This is a genomic window from Desulfosarcina ovata subsp. ovata (assembly GCF_009689005.1).
Classification (GTDB): Bacteria; Desulfobacterota; Desulfobacteria; order Desulfobacterales; family Desulfosarcinaceae; genus Desulfosarcina; species Desulfosarcina ovata.
Window position 1 is genome coordinate 495,238 of record NZ_AP021879.1, and the last position, 20,345, is coordinate 515,582.

Annotated in this window: 18 protein-coding genes and 1 CRISPR repeat array; of the genes, 12 read left to right on the forward strand and 6 right to left on the reverse strand. The window is 56.6% G+C overall.

Annotation, left to right across the window (positions count from 1 at the left end; all coding sequences use genetic code 11):
• Positions 1 to 2: 2 nt before the first annotated feature.
• A complete protein-coding gene (gene cas2 / locus GN112_RS02300; protein ID WP_155308745.1) occupies positions 3 to 293 on the forward strand; it encodes a CRISPR-associated endonuclease Cas2 in 291 nt (96 codons plus the stop codon).
• A 207-nt stretch (positions 294 to 500) separates the two neighbouring features.
• A CRISPR array of direct repeats spans positions 501 to 3,569; the repeat unit is 32 nt; unit sequence GTCGCTCCCTTCACGGGAGCGTGGATTGAAAC.
• Between the two features lie 426 nt (positions 3,570 to 3,995).
• Here cas2 and GN112_RS34165 read toward each other — a convergent pair.
• Complete coding sequence (locus tag GN112_RS34165) at positions 3,996 to 5,222, reverse strand: hypothetical protein (protein WP_231716912.1); 1,227 nt, start codon at positions 5,220 to 5,222, stop codon at positions 3,996 to 3,998.
• 47 nt (positions 5,223 to 5,269) lie between these two features.
• A complete protein-coding gene (locus tag GN112_RS02310; RefSeq protein ID WP_155308746.1) occupies positions 5,270 to 5,494 on the reverse strand; it encodes a hypothetical protein in 225 nt (74 codons plus the stop codon).
• A gap of 457 nt (positions 5,495 to 5,951) precedes the next feature.
• Between GN112_RS02310 and GN112_RS02315 the strand changes: the two genes are divergently transcribed.
• The 7 genes from GN112_RS02315 to hdrA2 all read left to right on the forward strand — a co-directional run bounded on the left by GN112_RS02315 (position 5,952) and on the right by hdrA2 (position 16,376).
• Entirely contained in the window at positions 5,952 to 6,218 is a 267-nt protein-coding gene (locus GN112_RS02315) for a 4Fe-4S dicluster domain-containing protein (RefSeq protein ID WP_155308747.1), read from the forward strand.
• 19 nt (positions 6,219 to 6,237) lie between these two features.
• Entirely contained in the window at positions 6,238 to 7,389 is a 1,152-nt protein-coding gene (locus tag GN112_RS02320) for a 2-oxoacid:acceptor oxidoreductase subunit alpha (RefSeq protein ID WP_155308748.1), read from the forward strand.
• Positions 7,389 to 8,237 carry a 2-oxoacid:ferredoxin oxidoreductase subunit beta gene (locus tag GN112_RS02325; RefSeq protein WP_155308749.1) on the forward strand — a complete coding sequence of 283 codons (849 nt, stop codon included), beginning with the start codon at positions 7,389 to 7,391 and terminating at the stop codon, positions 8,235 to 8,237. The genes GN112_RS02320 and GN112_RS02325 overlap by 1 nt, the downstream gene beginning before the upstream one ends.
• Positions 8,238 to 8,292: 55 nt before the next feature.
• Entirely contained in the window at positions 8,293 to 8,868 is a 576-nt protein-coding gene (locus tag GN112_RS02330) for a 2-oxoacid:acceptor oxidoreductase family protein (RefSeq protein ID WP_155308750.1), read from the forward strand.
• On the forward strand, positions 8,865 to 12,221 hold the full coding sequence (locus tag GN112_RS02335; RefSeq protein WP_155308751.1) for an FAD-dependent oxidoreductase: 3,357 nt from the start codon (positions 8,865 to 8,867) through the stop codon (positions 12,219 to 12,221). The genes GN112_RS02330 and GN112_RS02335 overlap by 4 nt, the downstream gene beginning before the upstream one ends.
• 72 nt (positions 12,222 to 12,293) lie before the next feature.
• A complete protein-coding gene (locus GN112_RS02340) occupies positions 12,294 to 13,883 on the forward strand; it encodes a hydrogenase iron-sulfur subunit (RefSeq protein ID WP_155308752.1) in 1,590 nt (529 codons plus the stop codon).
• A gap of 39 nt (positions 13,884 to 13,922) precedes the next feature.
• Positions 13,923 to 16,376: a CoB-CoM heterodisulfide reductase HdrA2 gene (gene hdrA2, locus GN112_RS02345; RefSeq protein WP_155308753.1), complete on the forward strand. Its 2,454-nt coding sequence runs from the start codon at positions 13,923 to 13,925 to the stop codon at positions 16,374 to 16,376.
• Between the two features lie 154 nt (positions 16,377 to 16,530).
• On the opposite strand, the gene GN112_RS02350 is transcribed toward hdrA2, so the two are convergent.
• Complete coding sequence (locus GN112_RS02350; RefSeq protein WP_155308754.1) at positions 16,531 to 16,926, reverse strand: PilZ domain-containing protein; 396 nt, start codon at positions 16,924 to 16,926, stop codon at positions 16,531 to 16,533.
• On the reverse strand, positions 16,887 to 17,171 hold the full coding sequence (locus GN112_RS02355) for an integration host factor subunit alpha (RefSeq protein WP_155308755.1): 285 nt from the start codon (positions 17,169 to 17,171) through the stop codon (positions 16,887 to 16,889). Before GN112_RS02355 ends, GN112_RS02350 begins: the two co-directional genes overlap by 40 nt.
• Positions 17,172 to 17,669: 498 nt before the next feature.
• On the opposite strand from GN112_RS02355, the gene GN112_RS02360 reads away from it, so the two are divergent.
• Positions 17,670 to 18,038 carry a hypothetical protein gene (locus GN112_RS02360; RefSeq protein WP_155308756.1) on the forward strand — a complete coding sequence of 123 codons (369 nt, stop codon included), beginning with the start codon at positions 17,670 to 17,672 and terminating at the stop codon, positions 18,036 to 18,038.
• Between the two features lie 63 nt (positions 18,039 to 18,101).
• Here the strand turns inward: GN112_RS02360 and GN112_RS02365 are convergent, their stop codons facing one another.
• Entirely contained in the window at positions 18,102 to 18,251 is a 150-nt protein-coding gene (locus GN112_RS02365; protein WP_155308757.1) for a hypothetical protein, read from the reverse strand.
• Positions 18,252 to 18,283: 32 nt separating this feature from the next.
• On the opposite strand from GN112_RS02365, the gene GN112_RS02370 reads away from it, so the two are divergent.
• From GN112_RS02370 to GN112_RS02380, 3 genes are all read left to right on the forward strand, one after another.
• Complete coding sequence (locus GN112_RS02370; protein ID WP_155308758.1) at positions 18,284 to 18,436, forward strand: hypothetical protein; 153 nt, start codon at positions 18,284 to 18,286, stop codon at positions 18,434 to 18,436.
• A 24-nt stretch (positions 18,437 to 18,460) separates the two neighbouring features.
• A complete protein-coding gene (locus GN112_RS02375; RefSeq protein WP_155308759.1) occupies positions 18,461 to 18,625 on the forward strand; it encodes a hypothetical protein in 165 nt (54 codons plus the stop codon).
• Between the two features lie 810 nt (positions 18,626 to 19,435).
• The gene (locus GN112_RS02380; RefSeq protein ID WP_155308760.1) at positions 19,436 to 20,095 is read left to right on the forward strand and encodes a response regulator; all 660 of its coding nucleotides are present in this window, start codon (positions 19,436 to 19,438) and stop codon (positions 20,093 to 20,095) included.
• Here GN112_RS02380 and GN112_RS02385 read toward each other — a convergent pair.
• The gene (locus GN112_RS02385; RefSeq protein WP_155308761.1) at positions 20,090 to 20,302 is read right to left on the reverse strand and encodes a hypothetical protein; all 213 of its coding nucleotides are present in this window, start codon (positions 20,300 to 20,302) and stop codon (positions 20,090 to 20,092) included. The genes GN112_RS02380 and GN112_RS02385 overlap by 6 nt on opposite strands.
• Positions 20,303 to 20,345 lie beyond the last annotated feature (43 nt).

The window sequence follows — 20,345 nt, forward strand, 5'->3', positions numbered from 1 at the left end:
TTATGATGGTGCTTGTCAGTTATGACGTGTCGACGATTGATGAGGAAGGACCGGGTCGTCTGAGGCGGGTGGCCAAAATCTGCAAGAACTACGGTCAGCGTGTGCAGTATTCGGTTTTCGAATGCATTGTCGACCCGGCGCAATGGACGGTTCTCAAACAGAAACTGACTGACCAGATCGAAACAGGCACCGATAGCCTCCGGTTTTACTTTCTCGGGGCCAATTGGAAAAATCGCATCGAGCATGTGGGCCTGGAGAAAAGCTTCGACCAGGAAGGTCCCTTGATCGTGTAAACGCAATTTGAGCTCCAATAACACCCGATGCGAACCCCAAACGGACAAGATTTTACCGGGATGTTCGCGTTGTCGTTTATCTGACTGATTTAAATGCAAATAGAAAAATGAGGGATTTTTTCAGTGAGAACTTTAACGGCCTTGAAACGTCATATCGCGGATGACCGCAAGATTGTACCTATAGAAACAGGACGTTAAAGTGCAGCAGTCGCTCCCTTCACGGGAGCGTGGATTGAAACGGCACAGATATTTCATCAAGTAGTTGAGCAAGTTCGAGTCGCTCCCTTCACGGGAGCGTGGATTGAAACCTGTACCGTGGCATCGGTCACATGTGTACCAACCGTCGCTCCCTTCACGGGAGCGTGGATTGAAACTGGCTCGATCACCTGGAATAGGTGCAACCCCTTCGTCGCTCCCTTCACGGGAGCGTGGATTGAAACTCAATCATAGCGCATGAGGTGTAAAAAATGACCAGTCGCTCCCTTCACGGGAGCGTGGATTGAAACATTCCCGGACCAGTAGAATTTGTAGACGTAGATTGTCGCTCCCTTCACGGGAGCGTGGATTGAAACAGTTCAACTATGATGATCTGACGTGGCGCGAGTGGTCGCTCCCTTCACGGGAGCGTGGATTGAAACAGACATTACGCGCGACCTACTGTTGCAATCAACGTCGCTCCCTTCACGGGAGCGTGGATTGAAACCGGGTTTCAAACGGCCAGAACTGATGGAAAGAGGGTCGCTCCCTTCACGGGAGCGTGGATTGAAACCGGTAATACCGATGGGGCCGATTGATGGGATTCGTCGCTCCCTTCACGGGAGCGTGGATTGAAACTGAGATACACCTATTGATTCAAGCGCCTCACCAACCGTCGCTCCCTTCACGGGAGCGTGGATTGAAACCACCTAACCATTGTGTTCACGCCCCGTGATCCAGGTCGCTCCCTTCACGGGAGCGTGGATTGAAACTTGAGCCCGTCGAATAGTTCGTTGGAAAAACTCGTCGCTCCCTTCACGGGAGCGTGGATTGAAACAGAACCGGAAACACCGAAAACACGGTCACAAAGGTCGCTCCCTTCACGGGAGCGTGGATTGAAACCTGGCTGCCGGCAGCAACCGTGTAAAGAGTCCCGTCGCTCCCTTCACGGGAGCGTGGATTGAAACGAATTGAGATACTTCGCGCAAAGTCACCCAATGGTGTCGCTCCCTTCACGGGAGCGTGGATTGAAACTCAAATAATCCATTTTTATCTGCATGAACGCGTCAGTCGCTCCCTTCACGGGAGCGTGGATTGAAACAACTTTTGTGAATCCTCCCGCGTATCCCATACGCGTCGCTCCCTTCACGGGAGCGTGGATTGAAACTTCCGCGATGGCGTCTAAAACGTCGTCGATGTCGTGTCGCTCCCTTCACGGGAGCGTGGATTGAAACTCTTGACGGCGTTGAAGACACACTCGATCAGCTCGTCGCTCCCTTCACGGGAGCGTGGATTGAAACAAATCGTGAGCTCCTCCCGATCCCAACTGGGTCTGTCGCTCCCTTCACGGGAGCGTGGATTGAAACAAGCGTCTGGAGCTTTTTCTCTGCGGTTGCCGTGTCGCTCCCTTCACGGGAGCGTGGATTGAAACGGTCATTGTTTCGATAGCCGTGGAATCCCATCCCGTCGCTCCCTTCACGGGAGCGTGGATTGAAACTCGCGTAGGATTGCATCGGTAACCCCATCTCCCGGGTCGCTCCCTTCACGGGAGCGTGGATTGAAACGATCCTACCGCAAGATAGCAATCATCGACGTGCGTCGCTCCCTTCACGGGAGCGTGGATTGAAACAGCATCGAAAAATCGAGCATAGAGTTTGCGCTCAGTCGCTCCCTTCACGGGAGCGTGGATTGAAACCGTAACATCGCCACTGAGGTCTGTTGACCCTGTAAGGTCGCTCCCTTCACGGGAGCGTGGATTGAAACAGTCGACTGGTAATCGATGGCCATTATGAGCCGCGTCGCTCCCTTCACGGGAGCGTGGATTGAAACGGAAATCCGCTCTTGATCCCGTCAAGCATGTTCGTCGCTCCCTTCACGGGAGCGTGGATTGAAACCCTACCCGGTGCTTTTTAAGGACGCGGAAGGCGGTCGCTCCCTTCACGGGAGCGTGGATTGAAACCCAGAAGACATCGTCTCCATGGTGCAGGAATGGGTCGCTCCCTTCACGGGAGCGTGGATTGAAACATTGAACGCTTTACAGCGAACCCCTTATAGGATCGTCGCTCCCTTCACGGGAGCGTGGATTGAAACTGATGAGCCAACCTAACAGCAAAAACAAAGGAGAGTCGCTCCCTTCACGGGAGCGTGGATTGAAACATTTTTTTTTATCCCTCTCTTTCAAACTTGAAACGTCGCTCCCTTCACGGGAGCGTGGATTGAAACAATGATTGAGAACGGTTACAAGAACATCGGTAAACGTCGCTCCCTTCACGGGAGCGTGGATTGAAACAGTGGTTATCAATCAATCAATCCGACAAAGGAGAGTCGCTCCCTTCACGGGAGCGTGGATTGAAACTGATTGGCTTTGGATTTCGTTTCGCCCTTGCCAAGTCGCTCCCTTCACGGGAGCGTGGATTGAAACAAATTTATCAGGGAATTCAGCAACATAAGCGAAAGTCGCTCCCTTCACGGGAGCGTGGATTGAAACCCCTCATAAGGCACCGGATCTCGGGTGCTATAGGTCGTCGCTCACTTCACGGGAGCGTGGATTGAAACTGATTTCTTACCTTCGAGGATGATCTTGATGTAGGTCGCTCCCTTCACGGGAGCGTGGATTGAAACCAGGGTAGCTATGATGTATCTGTGCTCGAATCCAGTCGCTCCCTTCACGGGAGCGTGGATTGAAACGCTGCAAGATTGAATCAATCGGGACGCTTGAGAGGTCGCTCCCTTCACGGGAGCGTGGATTGAAACTACGATCTTATGACCGGCAAGGACGATGTCTGGTGTCGCTCCCTTCACGGGAGCGTGGATTGAAACCGGATGGTGTCCAAGCCGTTGATGACGGCAATCGTCGCTCCCTTCACGGGAGCGTGGATTGAAACGATATTGTCCACCCACCAGAACGCCAGTGGGACGTCGCTCCCTTCACGGGAGCGTGGATTGAAACCGCTACCGGGACTATAACGCAGTCTGGGTCTAAGTCGCTCCCTTCACGGGAGCGTGGATTGAAACTACGTCCATATCACCTTAAGACCGGCCGAATTACGTCGCTCCCTTCACGGGGGCGTGGACTGAAACATTGATACGACAATGATTTATGTGCGGGCCAGGCTGTCGGCCCTCATCACGAGGGCGTTTTTGTACGGGCGAAAAATTTTTCGCCCCTACGGCCCCCCATCACGGGAGTGTGGATTGAATCAGGTCGCCGGCGGCGGACAGCAGGAAGGTTACGAAGTCGCTCCCCTCACGAGGGCGTGGATTGAAACTTGAATGGCGGACGTTTACGCGTTGTGTTGGCCACAACGCCGGGTCTACCAAAGCGTGCGGATCGGATACTGCCGGATGAGGGAGTCGGGTGTCAGGATAGTTAACGAACGTTCAATAGCCTGGCATACCAACATGCGGTCAAATGGATCCTTTTTCAAGATTACCCAGAGAAAAGCGCAGGTATCCAGAAGGAAACTCATTCATTTCGAGCTGTGCGGACGAAGATATCTTAAATGGTCAAGCAGCTAAGCTAAATTTTACTTCCTTATTGCTGAACCAATTGTGATATTCATCGTTGATTTTCAAAGTTGTGATAATAGCCAGATTGAGGGAACCTTTCTTCGCCCAACTCATTCCGTTCTTCTTTTGGCGATTTGAAACGACGAGGTCGTTCATCTTTTCACCCACATTACTTGAGTTCCGAAGATTTAACCGTTTGCGCATATCATAGTTGGGAATCGAGGATTTATTCCGACCCAAATAGTCAATGAGCTTTTGAATATGATTCTCATCCTTGATTTCGGATGCCGGGATGTTTTCAAGATATGATATGGCCTTGTTTGTAAGGCCGTGCCACAACAACGGCATAACCGCGCGAAGCGTTTCATTTCTCAACTTTCTGCCTTTCATCCCCATGCTCAATTCTTCTTTGAACTTCTTGCATAGATGAAACCAATCAAGAACAATCTGCATATTATTGTACCAACCAAATTGCTTGACGATGGCAGCATTTAGCGCCTTATGGCCGTCGGTAAAAATCTGAAGACGTTTGCCGAATAGAAAATTTGACAAAAGAAACGCGATTAGCAACCACAAGCATGATTTGGTGCCATCAGCTGCCAATACGTATTTTGGGCCTCCATGTTCAATGTGGCATACGGTATCATGTACATATTTTCGCGTATGCTCAGTGATTTTTGGGCTTTCTCGTGTACCCTTCTGCCTTTTGGGGGTTACGTCGTCTATGCTTATGTTGACCGTTTGACTGGGTTCTTCGTAAATGACGGGATTATTCAACAGTTCAATCGGATTATAGTCGAAAGATCCTTTAGAAAGGGCCTTGTGAACTTCATCCATGGGAATTGATATCGGTTCTCCGCCCCTGGGAATATCTGGGTTGATACAACATCCGTCAGCGCTGAAGTTGCCATGATTCAAATCATCGGCCTTTTGCTTTAAATGGTCGATCAATTCCCGACCTTCTTTCTGGGTCTGATCATGCAATGTGCGATGTGGCGTACCGCCTTCTATTTGGTGCCGTATGAAGTTGAGCCATTTTGATGTTTTCCGGAAGGATCCTTCCGTATTACCCATAATCATGGCCCGTTCCTTAAAGCCCGTGGTCAAATAAAACTGATTCGTTCCTAATGGGGCAAATATCGATTGACTACTGTCAAACCGAACGCCATTTTCATCAAATGCGAAGTGGGTTTCAAACGCAAAACGCCCCACGGCGCCATCCACCAGATATGGGCTTTCATTTACCTCAATTTGATTAGCCCCACTGAAAGTCAGGACTTTTTTTTAGACACCTTTTCCATGTGTCGTGCTATGGCGGCTCTTATTGCAGGGTATGCCGTATTTAAAATTGCTATTTCGCAGTCGTCTATATTTTCACCGGCATCAGCGTTTACAGTGTATTGATAACATCCATCTTCCAGTTCAATGGGCTTATCGTCCGTTTCCTCATCACATTCAACCAGGTTCACCATGACTTCGATTTTGTATTTGCTCATTGGTAGCCTCCGTCTCGGGGTTTGAGATAGTGATCTACCAAAACATCGCATTTATCTTTAATGATGTCCAGTCAATTCCGAACCTATTTTCATATCTTAATTTTTGGTGAGCCCTTTGTGCAATATCCATCCTGGGCATGGTCCGCACAGCTCGAAATTTTTTTATAATGTCTGTTTTTTGCCGTGTTTCAAATCGTGATGCAGACACCGTATTAAAAACCGTGAGGGTCTCTCCTTTTGTCTCGGAGAGAATCCGAATATCGACTTGATAGCACCAAATAGATAAGGTAAATGGATAATGGTCCGTGTTCCATTGTTCGTAATGGTCAACGGGGGCACGGGCCGTTCGATGTCTCTTTTTGACTGACCTGATGATTGACATGGAACAGTACGGCGGATCTTCCACAACGGCGGTGCCGGCCGTGCCCGGCAGGTACGCAAATCAAGGACCACGACCATGGAATTCTGGCGAGCCCCTCTGGATGCCCAGATTATCGACATCACCAAAGGCATCGTTCATATCATTGAAGACCGGTGCAAGGGATGCGGCTATTGCATCGAATTCTGTCCACGCAATATTTTGGCTTCATCCAAGCGGTTCAATAAAAAAGGATATCATCCGCCCGAAGTCACGGATCCGGAAGGCTGTGTCAATTGCCACTATTGCGAAATTATTTGCCCCGAATTCGCCATCTATTCGGTTTCCGATTCAACGCCCATTTAGATTACGGGGACGACATTCAATGAACCACCGACCCGCTGTTTTAACCGGAACGTACTACATGACCGGTGACGAGGCCTGTGCCGAAGGGGCCCTGGCCGCCGGATGCCGGTTCTTCGGTGCCTATCCGATCACGCCGGCAACCGAGATTGCCGAGCACATGTCCATCCGGCTGCCCGAAGTCGGCGGCACATTCATCCAGATGGAAGACGAGATCGGAGCCATGGCATCCATTCTGGGGGCCGCCTGGTCGGGCCGGAAGAGCATGACCGCCACCTCGGGCCCCGGGTTCAGCCTGATGATGGAAAACATCGGACTGGGCGTGGTCACCGAAACCCCCTGCGTGGTGGTCAATGTGCAGCGCGGCGGCCCCTCCACGGGCCTGCCCACCATGACCGGCCAGGCCGACATGATGCAGGTGCGCTGGGGGTCCCACGGCGATTACGAGATCATCGCCCTGGCCCCGGCCTCGGCCCAGGAAATTTTTTATCTGACCATCACGGCGTTTGACCTGAGCGAGACCTACCGCACACCGGTTTTCATCATGACCGACGAAGTCATCGGTCACATGAGCGAAAAGGTGGTGATCCCGGAGGCGGCTGCCATCAAGCCGCGCACGCGTCCCAAACCCAAAGGGCGCAAGGACCGCTTCCTGCTCTACAAGCCGGATAAAAACGGCGTGGCGCCCATGCCAGCCGCCGGACAGGGCTACCATGTGCACGTCACCGGGCTGACCCACGACGAAAAAGGGTACCCGGTCATGGCTGTCGAGGCCCAGGAACAGATGATGGCGCGCCTGACCCGCAAGATCCTGGACAACCGTGCGGATATTATCCGGACCGAGGGCCAGCAGCTGGACGATGCCGAGATCGTGCTGGTCTCCTACGGCATTTCGGCCCGCACCAGCCGGGCCGCCATGGTCCAGGCCCGGGCCAGGGGGATGAAAGTGGGCCTGTTGCGCCTGATTACGGTCTGGCCGTTTTGCGAAAACCAGATCCGGGAGTTGTCCGAACGGGTCCGGGGATTTGTCACCGTTGAAATCAACCTGGGGCAGGTTCACCTGGAGGTGCAGCGGTGTGCCGGTGCCAGGGCGGCCTGCCATTTGGTGGGGCACGCCGGCGGCACGGTGATCACGCCGGAACAGGTCATCGCCAAAATCGAGGAGGCGTTCTGATGGCAGGTGCCACGGCCCATGAAAAACAGACACTCGACATTGACACGCATCCCCTGGATGATCTGATCCGTACCGACCGTATTCCGCACATCTGGTGCCCGGGGTGTGGGATCGGCACGGCCTTTTCGGCCTGCCTGCGGAGCATGCGGAACAGCGGGATCGACCTTTCCAAGACCTGTATGGTATCGGGCATCGGTTGCTCCGGACGGGCCGCGGGGTACATCAACCTGGATTCGTTCCACACCACCCACGGCCGGGCGATCCCGTTTGCCACCGGACTCAAACTGGGCAATCCCGAACTCAATGTGGTGGTCTTCTCCGGTGACGGCGATCTCTTCGCCATCGGCGGCAACCATTTTATCCATGCCGCCCGCCGCAATATGGACCTGACCGTGATCTGCCTGAACAATTTGAATTACGGCATGACCGGTGGCCAGGTGGCGGCCACGACCCCGCACCAGGCCAAAACCACCACGACCCAGAACGGCAATCCCGAGGCGCCCTTCAACCTGCCGCTGCTGGCCTTCGCGGCGGGGGCGACCTTTGTTGCCCGCTGGACCATCCTGCACACCCGGGAGCTGACCCAGTCCATTGAAAAGGCCCTGCTCAAGCCGGGCTTCTCTTTCATCGAGGTGCTGGGGCCGTGTCCGATCAATTACGGCCGCCGCAATCGGGAAAAGGCCATGGATACGTTGCGGCTCTATCAGGAGCGTACCATCATCGCCAACCACCCGGATATCACCGATCTGGATATCGATTTCCAAAAGCGAGTGACCCTGGGTGAATTCGTGGACAAACAGCGGCCGACCTGTATCGAGGATTACGACCGGACGTGTCGGATGGTTTAGGTGGATAGGTGGATAGGCTGTAGGCTGTAGGCTGAAATGGGTGAGGCAAAAAAACATGCAAAAGAAAATCGTGATCACCGGATTCGGCGGCCAGGGAGTTGTCCTGGCCGGTCGTATTGTGGGCAAGGCGGCGGCCATCCGTGACGGGCTGGAATCGACCCTGGTGCAGTCCTACGGGCCCGAATCCCGGGGAGGGGCCTGCAGCGCCCAGGTCACCATCGCCGACAGACAGATTAACTACCCCTACATCCAGCATCCCGACATCCTGGTGGCCATGTCCCAGGCCGGGTATGAGAAATACAAGGCGCTGCTGATCCCGGAAGGCATCCTGATTGTGGATCAGGATCTGGTAACGCCGGAAGCGGGGGCCGGTGGCTTCAGTGTTCCCAGTACACGGTTTGCCGAGGAGATGGGGCTGAAAATGATCGCCAACATCATCATGGTCGGTTTTTTTACCGCCATCACCGATGCCATTACCCTGGAGGCGGCGCGGCAGACAGTGCGCGAATCGGTTCCCAAGGGGACCGAAGAGAAAAACCTGAAGGCCTTTGAGAAGGGCTGGGCCTATGGTCGCTCCAGCCTGAAAGCCCGTGCCAAGAAGGCGGCCGGCCAGATTGGAGCCTTTGCATGAAAAGTCCCAAGAACCGGCTGCACAGCGTGATGGTGGTGGGTGCCACCCCCGCGGGCGTGGCGGCGACCAACAAACTGGGAGAACTGGGCATTCCTGTCATCCTGGTGGACGCGGACGCCGATATCAACCGGCGACTGTCCGACGACGCCTATCGCCTGCCATCCGGGATTCCGCTGAATTTTGCCCATCGACCCGGCCTGATCCGTATCCTGCGCAATCCTGGGATTCGCTGTATCATGCCGGTCAGCGTTACCGGTGTGCGGCACAACCCCCAGGGGTTCGCCGTCAAAATCGAAACCACGCAGACCTTCGTGGACTCCAGCCGCTGCACCCTGTGCGGCCGCTGCGTGGCGGTCTGTCCCGGAGAAGCCGAAGCGGGATGCCGGCCGATCGCCTTTGAAAGCCGCATGGCGCTGCCGGGAAGGGCGGTGATCGACAAACGCCGGGAACCGCTTTGCCAGAACAGTTGCCCGTTGGGTGTCAATGCCCAGGGGTATATCGCCCTGGCCAGAGCCGGCCGCTACGATAAGGCCCTGGCGCTGATCCGGCGCGACAACGTCCTGCCCGGCATCTGCGGGCGGGTCTGCCACCATCCCTGCGAAGAGGCCTGCCGGCGCGGCGAGGTGGATGGACCCCTGGCCATCCGGGACATCAAACGGTTCCTGGCCGATGTCGAGGCCCGGCAACCGCAGCCGGACGATGCCACGCCATCGGTGCCGTCTCCCACCCGGGCGGAAAAAATCGCCGTTGTCGGCTCGGGACCGGCCGGATTGGCCGCTGCCGCCGACCTGGCCCGGCAAGGCTTTGCAGTAACTATTTTTGAAAAAGAATCCCAGGCCGGCGGATTGCTGCGCTACGGCATCGGCCCCCACCGCTTGCCCAGAGCGATCCTGGACCGGGAGCTTGACTATATCCGGCGGCTGGGGGTTGAAATCCAAACCGGCCAGCCGATCGACCTGGGCGGTGATTTCTCCGATCTGAAGAACCGTTTCGATGCCGTACTTCTCACTGTGGGGTCATGGGCCGACCGGCGGCTCGGGATCACGGGCGAATCGCTGGATGGGGTGGACGGCTGTCTCGCACTTCTGCGGCAATTTTACCGCGGTACGATCCAAGCCCTGGATGAAACGGTCGCGGTCATCGGTGACGGCAATGCCGCCTTTGACCTGGCGCGGGTACTGCACCGCCTGGGGGCCCGGGTGACCCTGATCTCCTGGTTCCCCATGGAGAAGATCCCCGCCGACGCCGAGGAGGTCGAGGCGGCCCTGGCCGAGGGAATCCCCATCGTTCACAGCCGACAGGTCACCGCGTTCAACGGTATCGAGGGGCGGCTTAAAGATCTCACCCTGATGCCCACCCGGCCGGGTGAAGCGGATGCCCAGGGCATTGCCTGGCCGGTCGTCGTCGATGGCGGTGCGGCCGAGTGGATGGCCGTGGACCGCGCCGTTGTGGCTATCGGCCAGACCGGCGCCTACACCGAAGGGCTGACCGCGATCGCATCGACGCCCGGCGGTTATCTGGGGGTGGATGGTGACGGACGAACCCGCCTGCCGGGAGTATACGCTGCCGGGGATGCGGTTTCCGGTGCCAGTTCGGTGGTTCAGGCCATGGCCGGTGGACGGCTGGCCGCCGGGATCATCGCCAACGACCTGACGGGTGCTGATTGCGGTGTGGGCAGGGTGGCTACCGCGCGTCCTCCGGCGCGGGATTTTGTGCCCATCGATCCGGCCACGCCGACCTGTGAGCGCACTCCCATGGCGGAAATACCGCTGGCGGCTCGCCAAGCGAGCTTTGCCGAAGTGGCCTGCGGGTATGCTGAAAAGCAGGTGCAGCTGGAAGCGGCCCGCTGCCTGCAGTGCGCGGCCTGTGCCGAATGCCTGGAGTGTGTGAGTGCCTGCGGTGAGGTCCAGGCCATCCGGCACGATGAACCTGTGTTGTCAACCACCGAGAACGTCGGGGTGATGATTGTCGCCGATCCGGAACTGATCCCGTCGATCCGTGGGGAAGACGTGATCCGTGCCTACGGTCCGGCGGCCGCCAAACCCGATGTGTTTGCCATGATCCTGCGCGGCCAGGCCGCTGCGGCCAAAGCCCTGGTACTGCTCAAAGGCGCCGCCGCCGGCCCCAAAGGACACGGCATTGCCTTCGTACCACCCGATCCGGGGCTGAACCCGGACATCCGGATGGGCGTATTTGCCTGCCGCTGTAACGACTCGCTTGGTTGGTCGGAAGGTATGGACGCCTATCTGCAGTGGCTTTACGACCGGCCGGAAATTGCCCATGCCGAGGCCGTGAACGCGGCCTGCACCCCCGAGGGAATCGCCCATATCCTGGCCACCGTTCGGGAACTGGGCCTGACGCGGGTCGTGCTGGCGTCGTGCGTCTGCTGCCCGCTCGATTTCATCTGCAGCGCCTGCACCGACCAGCGCAGCCGGCTCAAGGTCGGACTCTTCAACGGCACCGGTATCAGCCGCGCCATGGTGCAGACCGTCAACTTGCGCGGTGAAGTGCTGCGACTGATCAAGCAGCGGCCGGAACTGGCCCTGGAGCGGTTTACCGGGTTCATGGATCGGGCCATCAGCCATTCGGCCCATCTGCTGCCCTTTCCCGCGCCGGTCCGCAACTATAATTTCACTACCGCGGTGATCGGCGGCAACGAAGCGGCCCTGACGGCCGCAACGACTCTGGCCGAGGCCGGGCAGGATGTCATCCTGATCGGTGCCGATCCCCAAAACCGACAGCATCCCAATATTTACGCCCTGGCCGATACCCGGGTGACCGGCATCAGCGGAACCCTCGGCAATTTCGAGGTCCGCACCCACGGGCAATCAATGGATCGGACCTTTACCGTCGGGGGGATTATTCTGGGGGAAAAGACGCGTGATCTGTCGTTTTACCACCGTCACGAGGGCCACCCGAATCACTTTCTGCACACCACCGCCCAGGATGGGAGGGATAATGGCACCCCCTTCCTTTATCCGGGGATGACCTCCATCTCCGGTCTGTTTCTGGCCGATCCGTCCGGAGTGCCGATTTCCAAGCGGATCAAGGGGGCTGCTGCCGCTGTTCTGGCCGCCGCCGCCATGCCTATTGGGCCGCGACACAGCCGGGGCTTTTCCGTCAAGATCAAGGAAAACCAGTGTCGGGGCTGTGGCCGCTGCCTGGCGGTGTGCCCGTACCAGGCTATTGCCTTCAGGCCCAATGCCGTTGGCGGGTACTATGCCGAGGTGGACGATGCCCTGTGCAAGGGGTGCGGCAATTGTATCTCCGTCTGCCCGTCGGATGCGGCCGACAGTCCCTACCGCGACCATGTGTATCTGGAACAGACCGTGGAGAAACTGCTGGTGAGTTAGGAAGGTAGGGTGAGCGGCCATATTAGGCTATGGGCGATAGACCATAGGTGATAGGCCATAGGAATTGAAACAATGCCTGACTATAAAATTATTGTCTTTCTCTGCAACTGGGGACCCCATGCCGCGTTTCAGCACCTCCAGGATCAGGGCGCGGACATCCCGAGCGAAATCAAAATGATTCGCATTCCCTGCAGTGGCCGGATCACCAAGGCTCTGTTGCTGCGGTCCTTCGAGATGGGCGCCGACGGTGTAATGCTGCTGGGATGCCAGTCCGGCACCTGCCGTTATGGCAGCGGGACCCGCAGTGCCCACGGCAACACCTCCGAAACCTGCCGGATTCTCGACCTGATGGGGATCGGTGCCGATCGTCTGCAACTGGACAATTTTTTGCCGGACCGGCCCCAGGTCCTGCTCGCTCGCCTGCAGGCATTTGTCCGGCAGATTTATGAAATGGGCCACAGCCCGATTTTGCCGCACGCGTCGGTCAGGGGCGAGGCGCCGGCCGCATTGACGCCCGAGGCCATTGTGGCGGCCCACGACGTCTTTGCCTGCCAGGACTGCGGCAAATGCACCTCGGCCTGTTCCCTGGCCCTGGCCGGCAAACCGTACTCGCCCCGCGAGATCGCCAATCGCATCATCGCCGGCCGGGCCGATGATCCGGACGTACGCCAGGCGGTCAATGCCTGCCTGACCTGTGGGCTCTGTTACGAGCGCTGTCCCTCGGCGGTCAATTTCCCGGCGTTCATCCGCTCCATGCGTGCCTATTACCATCACCACCGGCTGGTCGAAGCGCCAACCCACGGCGGTTTTTTCCAGAGCATGATGCGCGCCATGACCGCCGAGAACCTGTTGCCGCGGCGCTGGCGCGATCTGCCCGCGGAGATCCGCACCCGGGCTGGCGCTCCGGTGCTTTTTTTCGGGGGGTGCGCCCCGTATTTCGACATCTTTTTCAACCGGTTTCTCGGCGTACAGACCGCCCGGATCCTGGAGGACAGCCTGCGGTTGCTCAATTTTTTCGATGTGGAGCCGGCGGTGCTGGAAAACGAGACCTGCTGCGGCCATGATCTGCTCTGGACCGGTGACCGGGAAAACTTCCTGCGCCTGGCCCGGCGCAATGCCCGGGCCTTTGCCGATTCCGGTGCCGGTGAGCTGGTTACCGCCTGCCCGGAGTGCTATCACACCCTGGCCCACGACTATCCGGAAAATGGTGTCCCGCTGCCTTTGACCGTGACCCACATTCACGAATTTCTGGAGCGTGAGATCGACAAGGGGGCGGTGGGATTCAAGCCCCTCGGGGCCACGGTGACCTTCCAGGACGCGTGCCGCCAGAGCCGTTTCGACGGACGGTCCGACCTGCCCCGCAAACTGCTGGCACGCATGACCGGCACCGAGCTGCTCGAAATGCCGGAGTCGGGCAGTGGCGCCGTGTGCTGCGGCAACAGCGCCTGGACCGGCTGCGATGCCTATTCCAAGTCCCTGCAGGTCAAACGGATTACCAGCGCCCGGCAGACGGGCAGCGAGGTGATCCTCACTGCCTGCCCCAAGTGTCAGATCCACCTGCGCTGCGCCATGGAGGATGCCATGCGGGCCGAGGATCTGCAGCTGGAGACCATGGATCTGACCAGCGCCATCGCCCGGACGATTTATTGGGAAGGGAGTTGAGAAACTGATTTTTACTATCAGAAATGTATAGGTATTTCTATGACGACGCAAACGACCTTGACAGCTTCGGTCCCTTCCGCAGACAGCGCTCATGATGCCCTGCGCGTGGGCGTTTATGTGTGCCACTGCGGTCTGAACATTGCCCAGACCGTGGATTGTGACGGGATTGCCGAGAGAGCGACCGGTCTGGCCGATGTGACCGTGGCCAAGGGCATCGGCTATGCCTGCAGCGAACCGGGCCAGCGGGAGATCCGGGACGACATTGCCGAGCACGGCTTGAACCGCATTGTGGTGGCCTCATGCTCACCGCGCCTGCACGAGCCTACCTTCCGCCAGATGCTGAAAGACGCCGGGCTCAACCCCTACCTGCTGGAGATGGCCAACCTGCGTGAGCAATGCAGTTGGGTCCACATGCACGACAAGGGGGCGGCCACGGACAAGGCCTGGGACCTGATCAAGATGGCCGTGGCGCGGGTACGCCGACTGAGTGCTTTGAGCGAAACCCGGTTGCCCATGACCCAGCGGGCGCTGGTGATCGGCGGCGGCGTGGCCGGCATCCAGTCGGCACTGGACCTGGCCGACAACGGCTATGATGTGGTCATGATAGAAAAGCAGCCCTCCATCGGCGGGGTCATGGCCCAGTTGGACAAGACCTTTCCCACCATGGACTGCTCCATCTGAATTCTGGGGCCCAAAATGACGGATGCCGGTCGGCATCCCCGCATCACCATCCACACCTTGAGCGAAGTGGTGGATGTCAACGGACACGTGGGCAGTTTTGACGTGCGAATCGTCAAGAAAGCCCGCTATGTGGATGAAACCGCGTGCACCGCCTGCGGCGACTGCGCCACGGTGTGCCCGGTGGTCCGGCCGGATGAATTCAACATGGGGCTTTCCTCGCGCCGGGCGATCTACTCTCCCTTTCCCCAGGCCGTGCCATCGGCCTACGTGCTCAACCCCCACGAGTGCCTGGGCAACAATCCCACGGTATGCACCAAGTGCCTGGAGGCCTGTGAGAAGAAGTGCATCGACTTCCACATGTCCGATCAGACCCTTACCGAGCGGGTCGGCACGATCGTGGTGGCCACCGGCCTGTCGCCCTTTGATCCGCGCAAACTGGATGAATACGGCTACACGCGCTTTGAGAACGTGCTTACCAGCCTGGAATTCGAACGTATGGTCAATGCCGGTGGCCCCACCCAGGGGGAACTGGTGCGCCCCACCGACCGGCGACGGCCCAAAAGCGTCGGTTTCGTGCAATGCGTAGGGTCCCGGTCGGCCCGGCGGGGAAAATCATACTGCTCCAACACCTGCTGCATGAATACGGTCAAAAGCACGCTGGTGCTCAAGGAGCACTACCCGGACATGGCGATCACGGTCTTTTACATTGACATCCGCGCCTTCGGCAAAGGCTTCGAGGATCTTTTCACCCGCAGCCGGCGTAAGGGCACGCATTATGTTCGCGGCCTGCCGGGCAATGTCGAACCGCTTCCCGATGGCAGCCTGCGGGTGGCCGTGGAGAACACCGCCACCGGCCGCCTGGATTATTACGATCTGGAGTTGCTGGTACTGGCCGTGGGAATGGAACCGGCCCCCGGCACCCAGCGCCTGCAGGAGATGCTGGGGTTGCAGCTGACGTCGGACGGATTCTTCCTGGAGGCCCATCCCAAGCTGCAGCCCGTGGATGCCGCCACTCGGGGGGTATTCTACGCCGGCTGCGCCGAAGGCCCCAAGGATATCAAGGAGAGCGTCACCCAGGCCTCGGCCGCCGCGGTGCGCGCCATCCGCCTGATGCATGCCGGGCACATCACTGCCGAGGCCATCACCGCCGAAGTGGTTCCCGAGTTGTGCAAGGCTTGCGGCAAGTGTGCCGAAGTGTGCCCTTATAATGCCATCAGCGTGGATGTCAAAGCGAAGCAGCCGGCCCGGATCACCGCTGCCGCCTGCAACGGCTGCGGCACCTGTGCGGCCGAGTGCCCCTTTGGTGCCATCGTCACCCACCATTTTACCGATCCCCAGATCATAGACCAGATCGACGCCCTGCTGGAAGAACGGCCCGAGGATAAGATTCTCACCTTTGCCTGCAACTGGTGCTCCTATGCCGGGGCCGACTATGCCGGGGTGTCCCGGCTGCAGTATCCGCCAAACGCGAGGCTGATCCGCACCATGTGTTCGGGGCGCGTGGACGACGCGTTCATCTGGCACGCGTTCAAAAAGGGCGCACCGGTGATCCTGGTCAGCGGCTGTCACATCGGCGACTGCCACTACATCGATGCCAACCACTGGACGGAAAAACGCATCCAGAAGGTTCGTGCAAAAATGGAAAAACGCGGCATCCGGCCCGAGCGGCTCCAGCTGGAGTGGATCAGCGCCGCCGAGGGGGTACGGTTTGCCGAGGTGATGATCCGCATGGAATCCCTGCGCCAGTCCGTGAGCGCAGCGGAAATCGCCGAGACCGTCGCCATCCTCACTAAGGATCGGGAATTTTATTAATTGCAGTAAATTAATTTCATCCCCACTCCTAAGAAAAAGCGGGACTATCGGGGGTAGGGGGGCACCCATTAAAGGGCAGCACGGGGGCGCGGATTGAAATTCCTTTTTGTCGGGAATCGGCGACAGTGGCTGAGTTGGTGCCCGTGAAATTTCGTCAAGAAATGCTGTTTTTATCTATTTTTATGGTGGATTGGGTCACATCCTGAAGATTCGCCGGAAATCGGCCGTCCTTTAACAGCCTCATTTCCATCGCTTCCTTGAACATCACGGCGAAACCCTCCGGATGGCTTCGTACGACCGTGCCCATGATGCTGAGCCGTCTTCCGAAGGCAAATACCGGAATTTGGATGTTGATGGTTCGTCCTTGTATGATTTTCCTCCGGGATCTGATAAATGCACCCCCGGCACCGATGTTTTGAATGAGATCGCGGAACGTTCCCTCTTTGACGGTATATTTGGTACTGAATACCGCGGTGTAACGGCTGAACTGGCGTCGATGAGGTACCGCATTCATTTCCCGTTTACCTTGTTTCTTAACTGTCCTGAGCATTTGAACGTTACCACCCGCCTTGGCCTCAGCATCAAATCTTTACCGGTGGCGGGGTTGCGGCCTTTTCGTTCGTTTTTTTCTCTTACACAAAACTTGCCGAAGCCGGAGACCAGGACATCGTCGCCGGCCGATAGGGTCGATTTTATAAGCTCAAGCAAGTTTTCCGTGATTTCCGTGGATTGTTTTTTGGGAAAGCCAAGTTGAGAACAGATTCGTTCCGCAATATCCTGTTTGGTCAATGCCATGGGGCTTTTTCTCCGGTTTGGTTGTCCTGAATGTTCGGGTAAGACGCATACACGTTCGCAAAGATCGATTTGCTTGTCAAGGAATTGGTATGACTTCACAAAACGGGAGTGCAACACCGATGATCGCTTCGCCCATTTTTCTGTTGTTGCAATGCCCGGTCGGCAGCGCTCCTCAGGATGGCCTGAGGTCTCTAAACCAGCGGCTTACAATAAATCGCCTTCCCGTCTCCCTGATGGTGTTGTGCTTAAATATGCCTATGGCGCATTGAAAATTTGAGTATTTCTACCAATTGTTATCTCTCATCTTCATATCTTATATAAAAGCTGGCAACAAATACCTGTCCGTTTGAATGTGCTGAAAGAAAAAATTGAACAAATTGATCGAGTAGGGCGGCCTCCCCGGATTCTGTGATGTGGCCAAGGGCCCTTTCGTCCCATTGGGCATCCGGCCGCCGGGGGTACCAAACCACCAAACCATTTGGGAAAGGATAAACCGTCATGACAATTGAAGCCATAGACAATGGACAAAATGAGCGCCTGGAGGATTTCATCCGGTTGGCGATGGGTGGCCGGAAGGTTTCGCTCAAAATCAACCTTTATCGCAACCTGGTGAAACAAGTAAGCCAGTCCGAATCAACGGATGACATTCCCATTGAAACAGACATGTGCCTGTTCATGGCCGATTTCATCCCGACGCCACTGATCCCGGGATACCCGGAGAAGATTACCAAGGTCTATGCCCTGTGTTCGATCAACGAAAGCGAAGTCAATGACAAAACCATCCGCCACATTGCCAATCAGCGGTTGGATATGGATTATGCGCGGCTTAAAAATGCCGGCATCGTTTTTGAGTCCTCCTATTTATGATTCAATCGTTCGTTGATGATGGGGCGTGGCAGGAACGGGTAAACGGTTATGTTGCAGAACCCACTAAGCACTCCATTTCAGCCCCGTGGGGCAGCCACCGGCATTGGAAGTCTGCCTTTTACGGATACCCAAACGGCACTCTCCCTGATCGCCGAATATCTGCCTGAAATTCCCCACTGGCCGCAGCTGCCCCAGCGCGGTCGGTGTGAGCATTTCATTCACCGGTCCAGAAAGAAATCAGCTGGATGTTTCTCCACAAATGGCTGCAAATCGGAGATGAGAAACGTCTGGCGTGGATCCATCCGGATGACCGTGATCGCGTGCTGAAGCATTTCAGCGACGTCACCCATCTCAGGCCCGATCAGGTTCACGACGGCGCGCTGGTCTATTGCCTGTGAATCAAAGAGGATGGATACCGATGGTTGAGGGACCGTTTTGTTGTCATCTTCAACGAAAACGACCTGCCCCATGCCCTGATCGGCAGCCTCACCGATATCACGGTCGAGAAACAAGCTGAAAATACCCTGCAGACCTATGCGCACATTGTTTCGGCCTCGAGCGAGTACCTGGCACTGATCGATCTTTGAGCAGTTTTACCAATTGTTATGTGTCATCTTCATGTCATATTAATAGTCGTGGCGAGTGCTCCCCCTGATGCTTTCTGCGCCGGTGCGAAAAAATATACTTGGCCGATCGACCCAACAACGATAACGCACGTGAACAGCAAAAAAAGCATTTCAAAATCAGGCAACGGATGCATGACCATAAACCGAAATCGATCGTGTGGTTGCCGCCTCGGAAGTGGAGATGATGTAAGGATCGGGGTGGATTGCCTCTTTGTCGGACAGCCGGCGTTTCGCCATGAAGCATGCTATCGCCATGACGGCCCTGCATTTTTCGATCAATGTCAGCACCGACAACTTGATTGATATCTATCAAACGGTCATCGCCGCCTGAGGTCAGGCGATTGGCGGAAAAGAATATACCAGGATGCGCCGGATTTTCATTCGTATTCAAGGCGGGCTTTTTTACGCATAGTGGGGCTATGTGTGGAAACGCCCAACGTAGAAGACGGATGAAAAGACAAGCAGGCGGGTATATTCTTTGACAGAAATCGCCTAACGATTCAAAGCGCCGGCGAAATTCGAACAACGATCCGATTAGATCCCATTGCCGGCCCATCGCGATCTATCTGAAGTCGGCGATAAACGCGTTGTTACCCACTGCCAGAAGTGTACCGGAACGTCTTCGGAGACCTCCGTCATTTCCATGCAACGGGCGTCGGCGTTAACAACGCCATCCACGGGCTGATCCATGCAACCTTTTCCATTGACAATCAAACCGGTAAAGGCACGCATCTGACCATTCGTGTGCCTTGTACGCCGACAGGCTCCCCCATGAACGACGAATACACGATCATTCTGGCCGACGATCACGCCATGATACGCGAGGGCGTTCGTAACCTGATCGAGGCGGTGGATGGGCTCAAGGTTATCGGCGAGACCGGAGATGGCCTCAAGCTGCTCAAACTGGTGCGGAAGAATCCTCCCCACATGGTGATTCTGGACATCACCATGCCTGGTATGCGGGGCATTGAAGCGGCCCGGGAAATCCTCACCCAGCATCCCGATACCCATGTACTCATGTTGAGCATGCACAAGCGCGAGGACTTCCTCATCATGGCCTTGGAGGCCGGCGCCAAGGGGTACCTGCTCAAGGAGGATTCAGGAGAGGAACTGATCGAAGCCATCGACTGCATCCGCTCCGGCCAGACCTACCTGTCCAAAAAACTGGCCAACGAGTTCCCATCGGCCATCCTCTCTATTTGTCGGGGCGATCCACAGGCCACCCAGACCCCCCTTACCCCCAGGGAACGGCAGGTGCTCCAACTGATCGTCGACGGCCACACTGACCGCCAGATCAGTGATAAGCTATGCATCAGCGTGCGCACCGTAAATCGCCATCACGCCAACATCCGATTCAAACTCAATCTCAAATGCACCGCCGATCTGGTGCGTTATGCCATCTCCCAGGGATATGTGAACAACCAGTCATAAATACCGGCAGCGTTGTTCATCCGGCATGATCTGCTTTTGAATGCATCGATAGGCAAAACTGCCTATGCAAATGACGATTATGCCGTTGTCGTCCTTATCGACCGTACCGGTGATGGTCTCGTCCGCCGCCATGGCGCCGGTGGCGAGTAGCAGTCCCAATGCCAAGGTTAACGCCAGAATTTTGGTCATACTGATCTTTGTCTTCATTTTTTCCTCCATTAAGTAGCTTGTTGAGAAATAGCCGATCGAT